This window comes from Neisseria sp. CCUG12390 (assembly GCF_047837985.1).
GTDB lineage: Bacteria > Pseudomonadota > Gammaproteobacteria > Burkholderiales > Neisseriaceae > Neisseria.
The window spans coordinates 475,846-494,130 of the sequence record NZ_CP181244.1 but is presented as its reverse complement, the minus strand read 5'-3'; the positions used below and the strand labels follow the sequence as shown (position 1 = coordinate 494,130).

Below are 18,285 nucleotides of genomic sequence, written 5' to 3'. Positions count from 1 at the left end.
TATTTATGCTATATGAATTTAATAAACATATTCTTGATGATAGAAGAATGAATAATTTATTTCATGGTCAAGAATCAATTTGTTTACAAGCTTGGGTCTTAGAGTTACAAGAAAAATCTCAAGTAGATTACCGCTTGCTATATGGTAGAGTGCTCCCATATGATTTTCAAAATAATCAGTGGATATCAGATTTATCTAAACATAATAAAATGGTTTCTATTAATGGGGAATTAAAAGCTAGAATTATTTCTTTTCAGCTTACTACATCCGCAGAAAATTTAAATACATTCATTACTAGTTTACTTCAAGGAAACTCATTTTTAGAAGCCTCCGAAAAAATCTTGGTGGATATAGCTGAAAAACAGCAAGAAGTTTTTGATTCATTAAAGCTTTCACGTCCGTATTGCATTAGACCGGTCATGCATTTACCTCCAAGAGATAATTACGTCTGGGATACCTCTAAAGTTAGCCCAAACTCTGATGCTAGCTATGATAGTGCAGCAATTAGTTTATTAGAAAAAACAAATTTTTGGAACATATTAGGTATATCAAGAAGCAAGAAAATTCTAGAATTGATTAATGAAAAGTTAAAACGTGAAAATCTAGATATAGGTGGTATTGATGCTTGGAGACTTGGCGATTTAGAGTTTCTTTTTGCCCCTAGTCTTAATAATCAAGAAAAACCAAAATTCCATTTAGAATTAAAGAAAAAAAATACATTAGAAATTTTTGAAGAAATATCTGAACACGCCTTAATTGCTGTATTAAAGCTTTTTAATGGCGATAGTTTACTTTTGACATCAATACAAGAGTTTAAAATAACTAACTATCCATTTAATTTAGACTTTCACGTAGATGAATCTTGCAATGAGATATTTGACTCTTACACATTTGAATTATTTGAAAAAAGTAATTCCAGTATTACGATATTAGCCCAAGAAGGGCATCCCCTAGTACGTTCAATACAAGTTCAGAGCACTGTTATATCAAATATCTCAAATACCGAAAATGATCCTTGGTTACAAAAAGGTTTACCAAATTCATCTCTAAATAAAGCTAAAAGCTTCACATCTATAGAAAGATTAACTAATCATCGTTCTGAATTTTCAGTTGGTAACGATAAGAAAGATCCATGGTTCGATTCTAATATTGAAATTACCCGCTATCTAAAAACAGCGTTACCACAATCAACTGACGCACATTTTTTCCCTAAATTGGTATTTAATGGCGAAAGTCGGCTTGACTTAGCTGCATGGTTGAAAAAAATAATAAATAAACATCCTAATGCCCAAATTGCTTGGTTTGATCCTTTTATGGAAAATGTAGGGATAAACTTATTAAATCGACTAGGGTTTAACTCAGGAGATTATATTATTTTTACATCAGAGGCAGGTAAAGAAAATAATAGAATTCACAATTTAATTAAACAATGTGAGAATTGGTCTGAAACAATAGGATGTGTAAAATTAAAAGTCATTGGGCTTGATAAGCTACACGATAGAATGATATTAATTCGTGAAAAAAATGGCAAGCCATTAGCGGGGTACCATTTATCTAATTCTATCCAAAGGGCTAATGAAAATAATCCATTGTTAGTTACTGAAATTCCTCTAAATGTACTATATCCTGTATTCTCTTATGTAGATGAATTAATTCAATCTCAAAATGTAAGTAATAAACCTGCTATTTTTGATTCTACAAAATATCAATCTAAACACCAACAAGAAAAACAATCATTTGATTCTGAATCACCTTATCAATTTCCTAAATTAGGTTGGGTATTAGCAAAATGGTGGAGAAAACCAGAATTAGAGCATTTGTCTGGAGATGAGTTAAAAGCTAATTTACATTCTATAGAGTTAGATTTTGAAAGTCACCAAGAAAAATATTCAGATATTCCATTAGCTTTTTTTGGAGATTTATTTTCATCAGAGAATTTTGCAGAAGAATGGGATGCATTTGGCTGTTTGCTTGCCCATATTCCTGCTGATAAATATTTTTACGAAATAGGAAATCTCAATATATCAACCATATTAGTTGATAATTTATTATCTTATCTGGAACCTACAAGGGAAAATGCCCTATCACTTAGATGCAAAAATATCGTGTTAGATCTAGATAGCTATTTGGCGATGAACTTTAATAAATTAATCTGCAATGAATACCCAGAAAGCATTTTTCAATATGATATAAATGAAATTTCCTATAGCGATTATTATGCAATTAAATTTTTATGGAATTTAGATCCTGAAGCTATTATTAATTGGCTAGATGAGCAATTATCATCCTTTGACAAAAAGAATAGCCGACAAAGAGCATTGATTACTGATGCTTTACGGTATATTTGTGGTGATTTCGAATGCCTAGATAAATGGATTGTGCTTTTTAGAAGCAATCATCATTTACTTCAATGGATAGGTATATGTAAAATAATTTCTTTATTTCTTGCGGGTAAAATAGATGAATATAAAATTTGTCAAATTATTGATAGACATCCCACACTGGATAAAACCAAAATATTTTTATGGGTTATCAAAAAATCTGTTTTCAGAAACAATGAATTTAAGCCTATATTTTTGTCAAAAGCTATAGAATTCAGCGAACCTATGGATAATGACCGTCTTGGAGAGCTTTTAAATATTTTACGAGGAAGACTAGGCAAGCTATATCATATATATTGCTGGATTCTAGAATATGTACTAGAAAATATGGTAAGTCAAAGACTTATTTCTTATAATCAAATAATGAATTACTGGCTTGAAGACTTAGAGATAGACTGGTGCAAAGCTATTAAAAACAATCACGAGCATATTCATTTCAGATTTGCACTTGAAGGAAAGTTTTCTGATGAACTTGTCTATCTATTTTCTAAATTATCTGAAGATGAACAAATTTTAGTATTATCTAGATTTGATAAGATAATCAACTCAGCGATAAGAATTATCAGAAAACCTTTAGCAAGAACATTAAATTACTCTTTATATACCAATGCATTTAAAGTAAATATTTGGATATTGGCAATATTTAATAGGTTATCCAAAATGGAATTATCAAAAGAAAATCTTGGAAAAATAGAAGAGAAAAAGAAAATATTATCAGGAATTTATCAAAGATATTCATTAGAACAATATAACGATAAGGATCTATTAGATTATTATAAAGAATATTAAATTTTATCTTCCTAAAATGCTGTCTAAAAAACCACTTTAGGCAGCATTTTCTTTCGTCGCTTTTTTAACCATATTACAAAAAAATTTGATAGCCTGCGGTAAATGGCTAGGCAGCATAGTATGCCATCACCATTTTCCCATTTACCCTTCTACCGGTACCCCACGCAGTGAGAAGGTATAAGCATCGGTAATTTCCAGCTCGACCATTTGGTTAATCAAATCGGGCGTGCCGTAAAAATTCACCACACGGTTGTTGGCGGTACGGGCTTGGAGCTGGTCTGGGTCTTTCTTGGAAATGCCTTCCACCAAGCAGCGTTGTACTGAACCGACCATGCTTTCGTTGATGCGTTTGGTTTCGGCTTCTATAACCTCGTTCAAAGCTTCCAGGCGGCGCACTTTTTCTGCGTGCGGCGTGTCGTCGGGCAGGTTGGCCGCGGGCGTGCCGGGGCGCGGGCTGTAAATGAACACGAAGCTCAGGTCGAAGGCGATGTCTTTGACCAGCTTCAAAGTCTGCTCGAACTCGCGTTCGGTTTCGCCCGGGAAGCCGACGATGAAATCGCTGCTCAAACACAAATCGGGACGGATGGCACGCAGTTTGCGGATGATGGATTTGTATTCCAGCGCGGTGTAGCCACGTTTCATCGCGCTCAACACGCGGTCGGAACCGCTCTGTATCGGCAGGTGCAGGTGCGACACCAGCTTCGGCAAATCGCGGTAACACTCGATAATCGCGTCGGAAAATTCGCGCGGGTGGCTGGTGGTAAAACGCATACGCTCGATGCCCGGGATTTCGTGCACGATGCGCAGCAAAGTGGCGAAGTCGCAGATTTCGCCGTCGTCCATTTCGCCGCGGTAGGCGTTCACGTTTTGGCCCAACAGATTGATTTCTTTCACGCCCTGCTGCGCCAAACCGGCGATTTCGGTGAGCACATCGTTCAGCGGACGCGAAAACTCTTCGCCACGCGTGTAGGGCACAACGCAGAACGAGCAGTATTTGGAACAGCCTTCCATGATGGACACGAACGCGCTGCCGCCCTCCACGCGTGCGGGCGGCAGGTGGTCGAATTTTTCGATCTCGGGGAAGGAAATGTCCACCTGCGAATGACCGGTGGTTTCTTTATCCACAATCATTTTCGGCAGACGGTGCAGCGTTTGCGGGCCGAACACCACGTCCACATAGGGCGCGCGTTTGATGATTTCCTCGCCCTCCTGCGAAGCCACGCAGCCGGCCACGCCGATAATCAGGTCGGGATTTTTTTCTTTGAGCGGACGCACGCGGCCGAGGTCGGAAAACACTTTTTCCTGCGCTTTTTCGCGCACGGAACAGGTGTTGAACAGAATAATATCGGCTTGGTCGGCTTGCGACACTTGCTCGATACCGCCGTGTTCCTCTGCCAAAACGGCCAGCATTTTTTCACTGTCGTATTCGTTCATTTGGCAGCCGAAGGTGCGGATAAAGACTTTTTTCATGGTTTGCTTTCTCAGGTAGCCCGTAATCGCGGGGCTGATTTATAAAACTTTCAGACGGCCTTTGAAAATTGCAAAGGCCGTCTGAAAGTGCGCTTATCTCAATTTGATTGCTCGACACGGCTGCCTGTCGGTTCAAAGCCGCCGTGTTTAGGGGATTTCGTTTTCAGACGGCCTGAACCTACTGCGCCTGATTTTTCACGCGTTCGGCGAAATCCTGCACTTCCGCGTCGGTCAGCACCCAAATCTCGCGAATCACGCCCGCACCGTCGCGCTGCACGGCCACCGGTTTACCGACTTGCGCATTCAGACGGCCCAACACGATAAAGCGGTCGTTTTCATCGCGGATTCGGGCAAAACGCGACAGCTGGAACTTGGCGGAATTACCGTCCACCAAGCCCAAAGTCAGGAGCTTCGTCCACGAAAAACCGCCGCTGCCCAATTCGACATAGGGTAATTCGACCTGTTTCAACACCGCCACACTCATATCGGCAGGCACATCGCGCGCCAACACCAGCGGTGAACAAAGTAAGAGGCAGGCTGCCAAAAATCCGCGTAACATGACTTTTTCCCGTTATTTTATTAAGGTGCAGGATTATAACACAAGGCTGAAAATATTGAACAGAGTTGTTTTTAAAGCATAATTTTCAGACGGCACACCATATCCCGACCTACCTTCCCCATGCCGTCCAAAACCCGTTTCCGGCAATCAATGTTAGAATACCGCTTTGTTTTTCAGACGGCCTCAACCTTTCAGACGGCCTTTTCCAAAGGACACCAGCATGAACCGCAACGAAACCCTGTTCAACCGCGCCAAAGCCATCATTCCCGGCGGCGTCAACTCCCCCGTGCGCGCATTCGGCAGCGTCGGCGGCATTCCGCGCTTTATCGGCAAAGCCGAAGGCGCATATGTTTGGGACGAAAACGGCACGCGCTACACCGATTACGTCGGCTCGTGGGGGCCTGCCATCATCGGCCATGCGCATCCCGAAGTCGTCGAAGCCGTGCGCGAAGCGGCTTTGGGCGGTTTGTCGTTCGGCGCACCGACCGAAGGCGAAATCGTCATCGCCGAAGAAATCGCCAAACTCGTGCCCAGCGTAGAACAAGTGCGCCTGGTCAGCTCCGGCACCGAAGCCACCATGACCGCCATCCGCCTGGCGCGCGGCTATACCGGCCGCGACAAAATCATCAAATTCGAAGGCTGCTACCACGGCCATTCCGACAGCCTTTTGGTAAAAGCCGGCAGCGGCTTGCTCACGTTCGGCAACCCGAGTTCCGCAGGCGTTCCAACCGACTTCACCAAGCACACTTTGGTGCTGGAATACAACAACGTCGCCCAACTCGAAGAAGCCTTCGCCCAATCCGGCCACGAAATCGCCTGCGTGATTCTCGAGCCGTTCGTCGGCAATATGAACTTGGTAAGGCCGTCTGAAAACTTCATCAACGCCTTGCGCACGCTTACCGAACAGCACGGCGCGGTGCTGATTTACGACGAAGTGATGACGGGCTTTCGTGTCGCATTGGGCGGCGCGCAGTCGCTGCACGGCATCACGCCCGACTTAACAACGATGGGCAAAGTCATCGGCGGCGGTATGCCGCTGGCCGCATTCGGCGGCAAACGCGAAATCATGGAATGCATCTCCCCATTGGGCGGCGTGTATCAAGCCGGCACTTTGTCGGGCAACCCGCTCGCCGTGGCCGCCGGTTTGAAAACGCTGGAAATCATCCAGCGCGAAGGCTTTTACGAAAACCTGACCGCCCGAACCGAACAGCTCGTACAAGGCTTTACCGCCGCCGCGCAAGAACACGGCGTGCAGTTTACCGCCGACAGCGTAGGCGGCATGTTCGGCCTGTATTTCTCCGCCCACACCCCGCAAAACTACGGCGACATGGCACGCAGCAATACCGACGCGTTCAAACAATTCTTCCACGGCATGCTGGAACGCAACGTCGCCTTCGGCCCGTCGGCTTACGAAGCCGGCTTCGTCTCCGCCGCACACACGCCTGAACTCATTGACGAAACCGTTGCCGTCGCGCGCGAAGTGTTTAACGAAATGGCCGAGTAGATTCTTGTGCTTTTGATTTAATGAAGAATTTAGAGTGAAAACAAAGAGAGGCCGTCTGAAAATATGTTCAGACGGCCTCAGCCACCGACTCCCCAGTTGTAGATTGGGTTGAAAACCCAACAAAATCGTGTATTTTCAGATGATGTTGCATAACCCAAACTACCTTGCTGAAAACGAGAATATTTGGTGGGCAACAAGTGCCCACCCTACAAATTTCAGATGGCCTTTTCCACCCAAACACCCTTTCCACCGTAGGGTGGGCATTCATGCCCACCAAATACCCTTATCAAACCATCAGCCGCCTTAAATCCAAATATTTTCCCCTATGCTTATGCCACCGAATCAATCCCACTCTTCCAAAGACATCCGCCTTACCATCTCATCCGTACCACCCCAATCCTGCGGCAACACGCCAGATTTGACATATCGATGAAACGTCGAATATTCCCAATCCTTGCAATACCTGACATAACCATGTTTTACCGGATTGAAATGCACATAATCCACACACCTTATCAAATCCGCTTCATCACGGATTTGATGCTCCCAAAAGCGGCGTTGCCAAATCCCCTTTTCACGATGTCGGCGTTTGCTTTCACTACGGCTTTCCGCAACCTCGAAATGATGGGAAAAATAACGTTTAATCAATTGCCAACGCAAGGAAAAATCCCCATCGTTTTCAGGCAACGCCCAAACCGCATGAAGATGATCGGGCAATACGCATACCGCCACCGATTCAAACGGACGTTCACGCCATACCCGACGGTAAGCCTGTTTAAAAAGGTCGATATGGGCAGTCAGCAATGTACTTCTTCTGTCTGCCAATGCCAGCGTAAAAAAATAAGTACCGCCTTTTTGTCGGGAACGTCTGTATTGAGGCATAATATTTTTACCAAAACAATAACAAAAGAAATTATATGCATGATTAAAGGTAATGGCGATAAAAGGCCGTCTGAAAACGAATGCGGCAAATAAGGTGGGCAACGAGTGCCCACCCTACAAGTTTCAGACGACCTTCCCCATCCAAACCACCTTTCCCCCATAGGGTGGGCATTCATGCCCACCAAAACACATTCAAATAATCAGTCGCTTCAAATCCAGATATGGTGGGCAGCGAGTGCCCACCCTACAAATTTAAGACGACCTTACCCACCCAAACCACCTTTCCGCCGTAGGGTGGGCATTCATGCCCACCAAAACAACATTCAAACCATCGGCTGCTTCAAATCCAGATATGGTGGGCAGCAAGTGCCCACCCTACAAGTTTCAGACGGCATTTCCCACCAAAGCGACCTTTCCGCCGTAGGGTGGGCATTCATGCCCACCAAATACCTTCAAACCATCAGCCACCTTAAAATTCAAATAAGGTGGCAGCAAGTGCCCACCCTACCTTGCTTACAATGTCAGCAGCGGATGATTACAGGAAGCCGGAGCAATTCCCGCTTCTAAATTGGTACCACATTCCCACAAGCCGCCGATTACCGAATAGCGCATATTCATTTTTTTGCCGCTGATATTGTCATTTACATTAGCAGCTTTAAAAGTTACTTCCAACAGACACCGCTGCGTAGCCACATCCGCACTAATCTCAATTTTCTCAACAAAGCTTCCGGTACGCACTTCGCCCGTAAACCAAGCCGCTCCGCTGTTGCAGACATTGACGCTCCCGGTAGAAACTGCCTCCACCAGCGGTGTTTTCAGGCCTTTCAGCAAAGACTCTCCCTCCGCAACTTGGGCGCGGCCGGTATAGTTGTTGTACATCGGCAATGCCAATGCGGCCAGTATGCCGATAATGCCGACCACAATCATCAATTCGATTAAAGTAAAACCTTTTTGCTTGATTCGATACATTTCCAACCCCTTAGTTATTGTTAAATTGAGACTTTTACATAACTCATTTTTAAATTTTCCCAAGCCGTCGGCACTCATGCACAGTCGGGAATCCAAATACTGCCTTTCGCGGCGGGATAAACATTCATGCCCACCCAAACACATTCAAATAATCAGTCGCTTCAAATCTAGAGATGGTGGGCAGCGAGTGCCCACCCTACTTACTCTGGTTTATTACAAGAAAAGCCCACCTTGAAGTGGGCTTTTCGTTTTGGCAGAAAAATCTGCTTCTCAGATATTATTAAGGTTGACAAGCGGCAGGCGCAACGTTTTTATCCAGATTAGTAGTACATGCCCAAGCACCGGTAGAAGGAGTAAAGGTCATAGTGATAGTTTTACCGGCCACTTTATCATTGACACCGTCAGTAGCTGCTTTAAATGTTGCCGTCAAAGCACAAGTTGCGGCAGCACCGCCTGCGGCACCTGCTGTTGCATTTGTTTTAATGTCTTTAACATATTTACCTGCAGTTACCGCCGCAGTATACCATGCTGCAGTATCAGCACAAGCTTGTGCATTGCTGCTTGAAGCAACGGCTTCAATCAAAGGCGTTTTCATACCGCCCAACAAATCGTAACCTTCGGTCGCTTGAGCGCGGGCGGTGTAGTCACCGTACATAGGCAAAGCAATCGCAGCCAAAATACCGATAATAGCGACTACGATCATCAATTCGATCAGGGTAAAACCTTTTTGGATAGCTTTCATTTCATTAACTCCAGTTAAAAATTTGTGAATAATAGGTTGTGTAACTTAAAAATCCGTAATGTGCTTGGCACTTTTAATTTTATGAGTAAAACCATAAAGAAGAAGGAATATACAGCTTCCGACTCGGTATCCGTTGCGCTTCAACCTTGCCGGACATTTTCTTTCAAGCAATGGCCGTGCCATTTTTGGCGGATTGGGATTTTTTTCGTCTTATTTTTTCATCTTATTGTTTTTAATTGGTTTTAAATAACGGAATATTTTTCAGACGGCCTTGGGAGATAAAAAACGGCTTTAAGGGAACTTGGGGATATGACGTTTTTTGTCAGTTTTCGTTGGTATTCGTCAAATGAAAACGGCATTTTTTTGTCAGGTGCCGTTTTTTGTCAGTTTGGCACGGTTATTTGATAATATTTTAATATTATGGATAATCGGTATTTATTTAAAATGAATGGTATATTTGATTCTTGATTATTTTTAACTTATTGTTTTGAATGAATATTTTTTAATATTTTATTTTATGGAATTTTTCAGGCGTATTTTTTATCAGCAAAACGGAATATGTAGTTTTATTAGTTAAATTTTGAATGATGGAAATACGGAAGAATAAAATGTATTCGGCATGATTTATTCGGGCTACCGGGGTTTTGCAACGGCTTTCTGCCGCAAGCGGAAGACTTGGGAAATGACGACAGCCGCAAATGTTTATTTGCGGCTGTCGGATTGATTAGTGTTGATGAAAATGTATTTTAAATCACGCCTAAATCCTGCAAACCGCGCAATACGCCGTCTTCATCGACGCTCGGGCAGACATAATCGGCCAATGCTTTGACGGCGGCTTCGCCGTTGTCCATCGCCACGCCGAAACCGACGGCCTGCATCATTTCGATGTCGTTGAAGCTGTCGCCGAAGGCCATCACGTCTTCCATGCCGACACCCAATCGGGCGACGGCATCGGCAATGCCGCGCGCTTTGGAACCTTCCTGCCGCAATATATCGACGGCGTTTTCATGCCAGCGCACGGTTTTGAATCCCATCTGCGCGACAGCGGCATCGATTTCGGCATCTTTTCCCTGCGTGTAAAACGCCAAAAGCTGGTAAACGGGGCGGTGTCGGTAATAAAACGGATCGGTCTGATACGACGATACGATTCTGGATAAGGCTTCTTTTACCCATCCGGTTGCTTCGGAAACGGCGATTTCGGCAGGATTGACAAAGGCGTAAGCGATGTTTTGCTGCTGCAGCAAACGGCATACCGCTTCGGCTTCGCTTCGGACTATCGGGTAATGCCGTAAGGGTTTTCCCTGAAATTCAATGTATTGCCCGTTAATGGTGACAAGCATGTCGATACCGATTTGCTGAATCAGGGCTTTAACCTTGTCAGGAAAGGCTACGGGCGGGCGGCCGGTGGCGATGGCGGTCAGAATGCCGCGCTGCTTCAAGGCGGCCAAGGCTTCGCCTACCGACGGGCGCAGGGTATCGGTGTACTTCCGGTAGATGGTGTCGTCGATGTCGAAGAAGATGATTTTGGGGTTTTGCATGAGGAAACGCCGCGGGGGAATGGTTTCAGACGGCCTATTGTATAACGGCAGAATGAAACAAGCCAATGTGGCAAATAAGGCGGTTGACGGTTTGAATATGTTTTGGCGGGCATGAATGCCCACTCTACAGGGAAAGGTTGTTTGGGGGCGAAAGGCCGTCTTAAACTTGTAGGGTGGCACTTGTTGCCCACCATATTTGGACTTCAGGCTGCGGATGGTTTGAAGGCATTTGGTGGGCATGAATGCCCACCCTACGGGGAAAGGTTGTTTGGGTGGGTAAGGCCGTCTGAAACTTGTAGGGTGGGCACTCGCTGTCCACCATATTTGGACTTCAGGCTGCTGATGGTTTGAAGGCATTTGGTGGGCATGAATGCCCACCCTACGGGGAAAGATTTGTAGGTTGGGTTGTTAACCCAACAAAAAACATTGAACGTTATCGGTGTTGGGTTGACAACCCAACCTACATAAAAGCCGGAACAAGAGTGGGCACTCACCGTCCACAAAATATTTGGATTTAAGGCATTTGATGATTTGAAGGTATTTGGCATGAATACCTCGCCTACGGGGAAAATTGCTTGGGTAGGCAAGGCCGTCTGAAACTTTGTTTACGACACCACCGTGGCTTTACCTTGTTTGAACACGGATTTGATGACAGCGGGCAGGCTGTCGTCGAAATACCAGCAGCCGTCGGGCAGCGCAAGAGCATTGGCAGCGCAGCGGAAGGTCAGGGCTTGGCCGGACAATTCATCGGTTTCGGTAATGTCGATTTCGTGCGCCCTGCCCCAATCGGCCACGGGCAGCAACGGCGCAAGCGTCGATATTCGGCTGTTTTGCTGCCGGATGCCCTCTTCACTTTGGCATCTGCCGTCGCATTGTCCGACGGCCTGAACCGGACACGGCTCGTTTTTGGCGTTGGTCAGGGGCAGGATATTGAGCGAATCCGGACAAAGACCGTGTTCCTGCGCCCATGCTGCCAAGGCGCGTTTGGCGGCTTTTTTGTGCAGGAAGAAACCATATGGCCGGTTGGCATGAACGCCGTTGCTCATCGGCACAATCCGCGCCTGCAAAACGCCGTGTTCGTCAGGTAAAAATTGCACGGTGGAAAAGGTGCGCATCGTTTCAGACGGCCTGAGATGGTATTGCCGCATGGCTTGAGCCTTCAACCACAACGCATGAACAGGGCCGACAGCGGACATAAAGCGGACGGATGCCGCACTTTGCGCAAACGGGGGAATGTTTTTGCCGTTGAGCATCGCGGCAATTTCAAAATAAGCACGTTCATAAGACTGCACCGCCTGCGCCTGACCGGATTTGTCCAGCCAAACCGCTACCCCCGCACCGTCAGGCAAAGCGTAAAGCTGCTGAGCCAAAGTTTCCGGCAGCCAAGTCGGCAGCATTTTCGGATTCAGCAAGGCCCGGCCGTGGCCAAGCCATGCTTCTTCGCCTTTTTCCTGCAGGCTTTGTTCCAAAAAATCCGCCAAAGCCAGCACATCCGCCATCGCCCGGTGACGGTTGTCTGCCGAAATACCCATCCGCTCGATAATGCTGTCGAGATTATGCTTGTGAAACTGCGGATACAGGCGGCGCGATAATTGCACCGTGCACAAAGCCGGTGCGGCAAAATTGATACCGCTGCGCCGAAATTCATGGCGCAAAAAAGTGTAGTCGAAACGGCTGTTGTGTGCGATCAGCACCGTGCCGCACAAAAGCGGCAGCAATTCAGCGGCAATTTGCCCGAAAAAAGGCGCATCCCTGACCAGCTCATCATCAATACCCGTCAGCTTCGCGATAAAAGCAGAAATCGGCTGATGCGGATTCACCAGCCATTCATAACGCTCGACCCGACCGTTTTCAAACCGCAATACCGCTACCTCCGTGATACGGTCCTGATAAAGGTTGCCGCCGGTGGTTTCCAAATCCACCACCGCCACCGGTACCCCCAATCGGGAAAAAGCAGCAGCCGACCGCGGCCAACGCAAAGCGTGCGCCATTTTTTCTTTTCCTGTAAATTCAACAAACAAACGCGCATTCTACACTTTTTCAGATTTTTTTCCAGCCGAAAGCTTGACGGTACCGCACCGATTATCTATAATCACACCTTTCTTACAGCGCACCCGTAGCTCAGTTGGATAGAGTATCTGGCTACGAACCAGAGGGTCGGGCGTTCGAATCGCTCCGGGTGCGCCAGCTAAGAAAACACTTTATCCGCGCCCATCGTCTAGCGGTTAGGACATCGCCCTTTCACGGCGGTAACCGGGGTTCGATTCCCCGTGGGCGTGCCAGTTTTCAATAAAAGCCTTACTGAAGAAAGTAAGGCTTTTATTTTATTTGGAATTACCTTATACAGAAGCAACCCTATGAGAAAGGCCGTCTGAAAACCAATGCTTTCAGACGGCCTTTCTCATCGTTTCTGTCTTCTATCCAAAGTTCAAATATAAAAACTCATTCCGCACGTTTATCGGCCTCCGAACTCTCTGCCTCTTCATAGGCCTCAACGATTTTCTGCACCAAAGGATGACGCACCACGTCTTCGCTGGTAAAGGTGTGGAAATACAAGCCTTCCACATTGGCGAGTTTTTCGCGCGCGTCTTTCAGGCCGGATTTGATGTTGCGCGGCAAATCGATCTGGCTTAAGTCACCGGTAATCACCGCTTTAGCACCGAATCCGATACGGGTCAGAAACATTTTCATCTGCTCGGGTGTGGTGTTTTGCGCCTCATCGAGAATTACATACGCACCATTAAGCGTGCGCCCGCGCATATAGGCCAGCGGTGCGATTTCAATCAAGCCTTTTTCCATCAGTTTGGTGACTTTGTCGAAGCCCATCAAATCATACAGCGCGTCATACAAGGGGCGCAGATAAGGATCGACTTTTTGTGCCAAATCTCCGGGCAGGAAACCGAGTTTCTCACCTGCCTCCACCGCAGGCCGCACCAACACAATGCGCTCGATTTGGTGTTTTTCCATTGCATCGACTGCTGCAGCCACGGCCAAGTAGGTTTTACCGGTACCGGCAGGACCTAAGCCGAACACCACATCATGGCTGAGTAAGGCTCGGATGTAGCCGTTTTGCCGCGGGGTGCGTCCGCCGATGCTGCCGCGCTTGGTGCGGAAATAGTATTGATGGTCGCGGTGTTTTTCTTCATGTTTTTCATCGGCTGTTTTGGCTTCTACGGCCGCCAACTGAATCACATGGTCGTCCAAATCGCCTTTTTCGGCGGTTTCGGCCAAAGCCAACAAAGCGCGACGGCCTGCGTGGGCAAGTTCACCCATAAAGGTAAAATGCTCGAAACGGCGGCTGATGTCGATATCCAACGCTTTAGCCAAGATTTCCAAATTGCCGTCGAGTGCACCGCACAGGCGCTGCAGCACGGTATTATCGATGTCTTCAAATTGCAGATGAACGGTATGGCTCATGTTTTTTCTTTTCCAGTCAAGTCATGTATATTTGTTGTTATAAGGTTGGGCAGGCAAAAATTCAATGCGTGTCAGGCAGTTTTTCACAAAAGATTCGGTATCTTGATTAAGAGAAATTGCGTTTGGATTTTGCATTGACATCTGTTTTTTTAGAATTAACCGTACCGCCTGATTACGGTGGCTCAGTAAGTTTAAGGCCGTCTGAAAAGTAATGTGCATTTCAGACGGCCTATCTCAGCTATTGATGTCAAAAGAAACCCTACTGTCGGGCAAATACCAATGCCGTCTGAAATTTTCAGACGGCATTTGATTTTTAAAACTCTTCTTCCGGTAATTTACTGATTTTCACGCGCTCGATACGCTGACCTTCTTTTTCAATGACTTCAAAACGCCAGCCGTGGAAATCGGCAAAATCACCGACATCCGGCAAGTTTTCCAACTCCTCCATAATCAGACCGGCGACAGTGTGATAATCCACTTCTTCGCCCTGTGGGGGCAAACCCAATTGCGGTGCCAATTCGACATATTCCAACGCGCCGTCAACGGTAAGGCTTTCATCGGCATTTTCCTGCATCATCGGCTCTTCTTCGCGCTCAAACTCTTCAGGAAATTCACCCGCGATGGTCTCAAGCAGATCCTTCATCGTTACCATGCCCAAAACTGCGCCGAACTCATCAACTACCAAGGCATAATCGGCACTGTTTTGACGGAACAGTTCAATCGCATCCAATGCAGTTGTGGTTTCAGGCAGAATCAACGGCTGGCGCAAGGCCGTCTGAATATTCAATTCGCCGTCTTGCAGTAATTGGGTCAGCAGATCTTTTTTGTTAATGTAACCTAAAGGCTCGTCCACACCAGCCTTCCCCACTACCAGCAACCGGCTGTAGGGAGTATTTTGCAGTTGTTCACGCTGCTCTTCTTTGCTTTGCGAAATATCCAAGCGTTCGATTTCGCGACGCGGAATCATCACGCCCTGAATGGGGCGCTCCGCCAGCGTCAGCACACTGCGAATCATGGACTTTTCGTTTTCTTCAAAATGGCCGTTATCTTCCGCCTCCGCTCCGTTATTGGCCAGAACCGTTTCGCGGATACCCATCATGCCCAATACGTTTTCGGCAGTACGCTTGCGCCATGAACTGCTGATGTAGTCATTTTTACGGCTGTTTTTTTGGGAAACTTGGTTAAACACCTCAATCAAAATGGAGAAACCGATAGCGGCATAAAGATAACCTTTAGGAATATGGAAGTGGAAGGCTTCTGCAATCAAGCTGAAGCCAATCATCAGCAGGAATCCCAAACACAGCATTACCACAGTCGGGTGTTTGTCAACAAACTCGGTTAGCGGTTTACTCGCTGTAATCATTACCGTCATGGCGACAATGACCGCCGCCATAGCTACAACGATATGATCCACCATGGCCACAGCAGTAATGACTGAGTCAATCGAAAACACGGCATCTAAAATCAGGATTTGCAGTACGACACCCCAAAAACTGCTGTGTTTTTTTTGACTATCGGCAATAGCAAACTGATTGTGCCCTTCCAAACGTTCATGCAACTCGGTAGTCGCTTTATACAGCAAGAAAATACCACCGAGAAACATAATCAGATCTTTACCGGAAACCGACATATCGCCTAAATGAAACATCGGTTTGGTCAGTGTCATGATGTGCGCCATAAACCCCAGCATAACGACTCGGATACCAACAGCCAAAGCAAGACCGGTAATCCGCGCCTTATCACGCAACGATGGTTTGACTTTATTGGCCAAAATTGCCACAAAAACAAGATTATCAATGCCCAAAACAACTTCAAGCACCAAAAGCGTTGCAAAGCCTATCCATGTATTCGGTTCGGCTAACCAACTGAAATCCATAATTTTCCTATTCCTTTAAATGTGAAAAAGCAGCCCAATGAGCGGTAGCTCATCCAGCTGCTTGGATTTTATACATACACGAAGGACGTAATATCGAACTATCCTGCTCTGCGTCTTTCATGGAACGTGTATGCCCTGTCAAAATAATGGTTTAGGTAGTTTATCAGTTTGAATCTTATGTGGCAAAGTTTTACTTGAAATATTTTTCATACCGTCTGAAATAGTTTCACAGTTATTTTAAAATATTCATTAAAAGATGATGCGACAGGCGACAGTAAATTTTGCAATTACTCTTGTTAAAAGTCTCCATCTGTATTGAACCATGAAAACTCAAATTCTTTTTTAAAATAAAACATAAAAAAAAGACCACCCAACAGGTGATCTTTTTTAGTATTTGGCTCCCCGACCTGGGCTCGAACCAGGGACCTGCGGATTAACAGTCCGTCGCTCTACCGACTGAGCTATCAGGGAAAGGAATAATTATATTATTAAACAACCCTGTCGTCAAATAAAATATTTTACCAGCTAAAATTATCTAACAACAAAAGGGACAGATAAACAAATCACAAAACTTCAGCAATATGTTTTGCTGCACGTTTTGCATCCAATAAGATCAGCCCTAATTTCCCACTCTCTTTAGCCATTAATGCTAATACGGCGTTATCCCCCGCTTGACTCAGCAAAATATAACCATTCTTACCTTTCACCATTACCTGGTCAAGCTCACCGCATGCCAATTCTTGCACCGACCGGTTGCCTAATGCCAAAAGGGTTGCAGACATCGCACCCACGCGATCGGCATTCAAATGATTTGGCAATAAAGTTGCAATTGGCAGACCATCAGGGGAAATAACCGCAGAAGCAATAATATCTGAAGAAGTATTGTTCAAATCGCTCAATACAGAGATTAATAACTGTTGCATATCTTAAAATTCCATTTCACTATTATATCTAATCGAGTCTTTATTAATGACCGCCATATCGGTGATATAGCACTTTTACCATTGTCACAAAAGCCTCTTTATTCAAATCCGGCATGCCACCGATGACTAGTATCAATTTAGTCTGTCCGACATACAGGGGGAAAAAGGTCAGTTCACTTTGCCCTGAAGGATCACAAATACCCCAAGCACTGTTATTGATATGCAAATTATTCCGAATCAACAAGCGGTGATTATTTTCCATGTTGGCGACTTCACTAGCCAATATGCCCAACTCTTCAGCAGCTTCGTGATGGAAACCTGAATTGGCAAAGTAAAGACCATTTTCATCAGCCAATAATGCCTTACCGGTACTAGATAATTGTTCCAGTAATTGAGGCAGTTGTTCGTCAGTCAAATTCACATCGTCGGTATTCATGTATTCGTCACCATACAGAAATTCCAAACGCTGTAAACGGTACAACAAACTTAATGCCGTATTAATATCGCTCGTATCCGCCCAAGCCAAAACCCGTTCACTACTGATTACATCTGAAGGGTCTGCTTTGAGTAATGCATATAACAATGTACGGCTAGCACTCGGTGTTTCATTTGAAACAGCATAATAAGCACCTGCCGGCGTAATTTTGGGGTACAAATTTGACTGTAAAGAGAGTGTCGATTCCATCTTATACCTCTAAGCCCGGATCAATTGAGAATAGCATTGCACTAACCAGCTGTTTTACATCGTCTTCACGACGGGCATCAATCTCGAAAACCGGTACATTAAAATTATTTTGAGCTAAATATTTTTGGTAAACATCTACGCCAGGCAGTGAGCGAATATCCATTTTGGTTACACCCACTACCAATGGTGCTGTTTTTAATAGTTCGCGGAAGGCTTCCAAAAAGAATTGCAGATCTTTTAATGGATTGGTTCGGGTATTATCCAATAACAATACCAACCCCATACTGCCCTGACTAAGAATTTCCCACATAAAGTTAAAGCGTTCCTGACCTGGAGTACCATATAAGTGTACCTTAGTCTCCTCATCCAAATGGATAACGCCATAGTCCATTGCAACAGTCGTATAGCCTTTACGTACTAATGTCATGTCGGAAGCGGATGCATCGGTCTGGATGGGTGGTTCATCTGACAATGCAGAAATAGCTGTTGTTTTACCTACACCTACGGGGCCGGTAAAAATAATTTTGTTTTCTTTCATTTGCCTGTTCCC

14 protein-coding genes and 3 tRNA genes are annotated in these 18,285 nt (G+C 45.4%); 4 read left to right on the top strand and 13 right to left on the bottom strand.

The genetic code is table 11. The features are described 5' to 3' along the window. Nucleotides 1-5 precede the first annotated feature (5 nt). On the top strand, nucleotides 6-3,170 hold the full coding sequence (locus tag ACM67E_RS02390; RefSeq protein ID WP_416192038.1) for a VPA1262 family protein: 3,165 nt from the start codon (nucleotides 6-8) through the stop codon (nucleotides 3,168-3,170). Nucleotides 3,171-3,311: 141 nt separating this feature from the next. Here the strand turns inward: ACM67E_RS02390 and miaB are convergent, their stop codons facing one another. Together miaB and ACM67E_RS02380 are read right to left on the bottom strand one after the other, a co-directional pair. Further along, complete coding sequence (gene miaB, locus ACM67E_RS02385; protein WP_416192037.1) at nucleotides 3,312-4,640, bottom strand: tRNA (N6-isopentenyl adenosine(37)-C2)-methylthiotransferase MiaB; 1,329 nt, start codon at nucleotides 4,638-4,640, stop codon at nucleotides 3,312-3,314. Between the two features lie 178 nt (nucleotides 4,641-4,818). Beyond that, nucleotides 4,819-5,199 carry a hypothetical protein gene (locus ACM67E_RS02380; protein ID WP_416192036.1) on the bottom strand — a complete coding sequence of 127 codons (381 nt, stop codon included), beginning with the start codon at nucleotides 5,197-5,199 and terminating at the stop codon, nucleotides 4,819-4,821. A gap of 220 nt (nucleotides 5,200-5,419) precedes the next feature. Between ACM67E_RS02380 and hemL the strand changes: the two genes are divergently transcribed. Further along, nucleotides 5,420-6,703 carry a glutamate-1-semialdehyde 2,1-aminomutase gene (gene hemL, locus ACM67E_RS02375; protein ID WP_416192035.1) on the top strand — a complete coding sequence of 428 codons (1,284 nt, stop codon included), beginning with the start codon at nucleotides 5,420-5,422 and terminating at the stop codon, nucleotides 6,701-6,703. A 342-nt stretch (nucleotides 6,704-7,045) separates the two neighbouring features. Here the strand turns inward: hemL and ACM67E_RS02370 are convergent, their stop codons facing one another. The 5 genes from ACM67E_RS02370 to ACM67E_RS02350 form a co-directional block, all read right to left on the bottom strand. Next, entirely contained in the window at nucleotides 7,046-7,585 is a 540-nt protein-coding gene (locus ACM67E_RS02370) for an REP-associated tyrosine transposase (RefSeq protein WP_416192718.1), read from the bottom strand. Nucleotides 7,586-8,098: 513 nt separating this feature from the next. Further along, entirely contained in the window at nucleotides 8,099-8,554 is a 456-nt protein-coding gene (locus ACM67E_RS02365; RefSeq protein WP_416192034.1) for a pilin, read from the bottom strand. A gap of 280 nt (nucleotides 8,555-8,834) precedes the next feature. Then, entirely contained in the window at nucleotides 8,835-9,296 is a 462-nt protein-coding gene (locus ACM67E_RS02360) for a pilin (protein ID WP_416192033.1), read from the bottom strand. Nucleotides 9,297-10,042: 746 nt separating this feature from the next. Further along, nucleotides 10,043-10,834 (bottom strand): Cof-type HAD-IIB family hydrolase, encoded by a 792-nt coding sequence (locus ACM67E_RS02355; protein ID WP_416192032.1) that lies wholly within the window; start codon nucleotides 10,832-10,834, stop codon nucleotides 10,043-10,045. A 605-nt stretch (nucleotides 10,835-11,439) separates the two neighbouring features. Then, entirely contained in the window at nucleotides 11,440-12,825 is a 1,386-nt protein-coding gene (locus ACM67E_RS02350; RefSeq protein WP_416192031.1) for a PolC-type DNA polymerase III, read from the bottom strand. Nucleotides 12,826-12,944: 119 nt separating this feature from the next. Here ACM67E_RS02350 and ACM67E_RS02345 point away from each other — a divergent pair. Next, a tRNA-Arg gene (locus ACM67E_RS02345) sits at nucleotides 12,945-13,021 on the top strand. Between the two features lie 20 nt (nucleotides 13,022-13,041). Beyond that, nucleotides 13,042-13,116 (top strand) — tRNA-Glu (locus ACM67E_RS02340). Nucleotides 13,117-13,276: 160 nt separating this feature from the next. Here the strand turns inward: ACM67E_RS02340 and ACM67E_RS02335 are convergent. The 6 genes from ACM67E_RS02335 to ACM67E_RS02310 all read right to left on the bottom strand — a co-directional run bounded on the left by ACM67E_RS02335 (nucleotide 13,277) and on the right by ACM67E_RS02310 (nucleotide 18,273). Then, the gene (locus ACM67E_RS02335; protein ID WP_416192030.1) at nucleotides 13,277-14,251 is read right to left on the bottom strand and encodes a PhoH family protein; all 975 of its coding nucleotides are present in this window, start codon (nucleotides 14,249-14,251) and stop codon (nucleotides 13,277-13,279) included. A 313-nt stretch (nucleotides 14,252-14,564) separates the two neighbouring features. Beyond that, nucleotides 14,565-16,127 carry a TerC family protein gene (locus ACM67E_RS02330; protein ID WP_416192029.1) on the bottom strand — a complete coding sequence of 521 codons (1,563 nt, stop codon included), beginning with the start codon at nucleotides 16,125-16,127 and terminating at the stop codon, nucleotides 14,565-14,567. A 395-nt stretch (nucleotides 16,128-16,522) separates the two neighbouring features. Further along, nucleotides 16,523-16,598 (bottom strand) — tRNA-Asn (locus ACM67E_RS02325). 92 nt (nucleotides 16,599-16,690) lie between these two features. Further along, nucleotides 16,691-17,050 (bottom strand): roadblock/LC7 domain-containing protein, encoded by a 360-nt coding sequence (locus ACM67E_RS02320; protein WP_416192028.1) that lies wholly within the window; start codon nucleotides 17,048-17,050, stop codon nucleotides 16,691-16,693. Nucleotides 17,051-17,093: 43 nt separating this feature from the next. Then, on the bottom strand, nucleotides 17,094-17,735 hold the full coding sequence (locus tag ACM67E_RS02315) for a peptidase M23 (protein WP_416192027.1): 642 nt from the start codon (nucleotides 17,733-17,735) through the stop codon (nucleotides 17,094-17,096). 1 nt (nucleotide 17,736) lies between these two features. Then, on the bottom strand, nucleotides 17,737-18,273 hold the full coding sequence (locus tag ACM67E_RS02310) for a GTP-binding protein (protein WP_416192026.1): 537 nt from the start codon (nucleotides 18,271-18,273) through the stop codon (nucleotides 17,737-17,739). Nucleotides 18,274-18,285: the final 12 nt, after the last annotated feature.

Excerpts from the sequence above, each read along its gene's own strand:
- ACM67E_RS02390 (WP_416192038.1), top strand. The coding sequence starts at position 6 with ATGCTATATGAATTTAATAAACATATTCTTGATGATAGAAGAATGAAT.
- miaB (WP_416192037.1), bottom strand. The coding sequence starts at position 4,640 with ATGAAAAAAGTCTTTATCCGCACCTTCGGCTGCCAAATGAACGAATAC.
- ACM67E_RS02380 (WP_416192036.1), bottom strand. The coding sequence starts at position 5,199 with ATGTTACGCGGATTTTTGGCAGCCTGCCTCTTACTTTGTTCACCGCTG.
- hemL (WP_416192035.1), top strand. The coding sequence starts at position 5,420 with ATGAACCGCAACGAAACCCTGTTCAACCGCGCCAAAGCCATCATTCCC.
- ACM67E_RS02370 (WP_416192718.1), bottom strand. The coding sequence starts at position 7,585 with ATGCCTCAATACAGACGTTCCCGACAAAAAGGCGGTACTTATTTTTTT.
- ACM67E_RS02365 (WP_416192034.1), bottom strand. The coding sequence starts at position 8,554 with ATGTATCGAATCAAGCAAAAAGGTTTTACTTTAATCGAATTGATGATT.
- ACM67E_RS02360 (WP_416192033.1), bottom strand. The coding sequence starts at position 9,296 with ATGAAAGCTATCCAAAAAGGTTTTACCCTGATCGAATTGATGATCGTA.
- ACM67E_RS02355 (WP_416192032.1), bottom strand. The coding sequence starts at position 10,834 with ATGCAAAACCCCAAAATCATCTTCTTCGACATCGACGACACCATCTAC.
- ACM67E_RS02350 (WP_416192031.1), bottom strand. The coding sequence starts at position 12,825 with ATGGCGCACGCTTTGCGTTGGCCGCGGTCGGCTGCTGCTTTTTCCCGA.
- ACM67E_RS02335 (WP_416192030.1), bottom strand. The coding sequence starts at position 14,251 with ATGAGCCATACCGTTCATCTGCAATTTGAAGACATCGATAATACCGTG.
- ACM67E_RS02330 (WP_416192029.1), bottom strand. The coding sequence starts at position 16,127 with ATGGATTTCAGTTGGTTAGCCGAACCGAATACATGGATAGGCTTTGCA.
- ACM67E_RS02320 (WP_416192028.1), bottom strand. The coding sequence starts at position 17,050 with ATGCAACAGTTATTAATCTCTGTATTGAGCGATTTGAACAATACTTCT.
- ACM67E_RS02315 (WP_416192027.1), bottom strand. The coding sequence starts at position 17,735 with ATGGAATCGACACTCTCTTTACAGTCAAATTTGTACCCCAAAATTACG.
- ACM67E_RS02310 (WP_416192026.1), bottom strand. The coding sequence starts at position 18,273 with ATGAAAGAAAACAAAATTATTTTTACCGGCCCCGTAGGTGTAGGTAAA.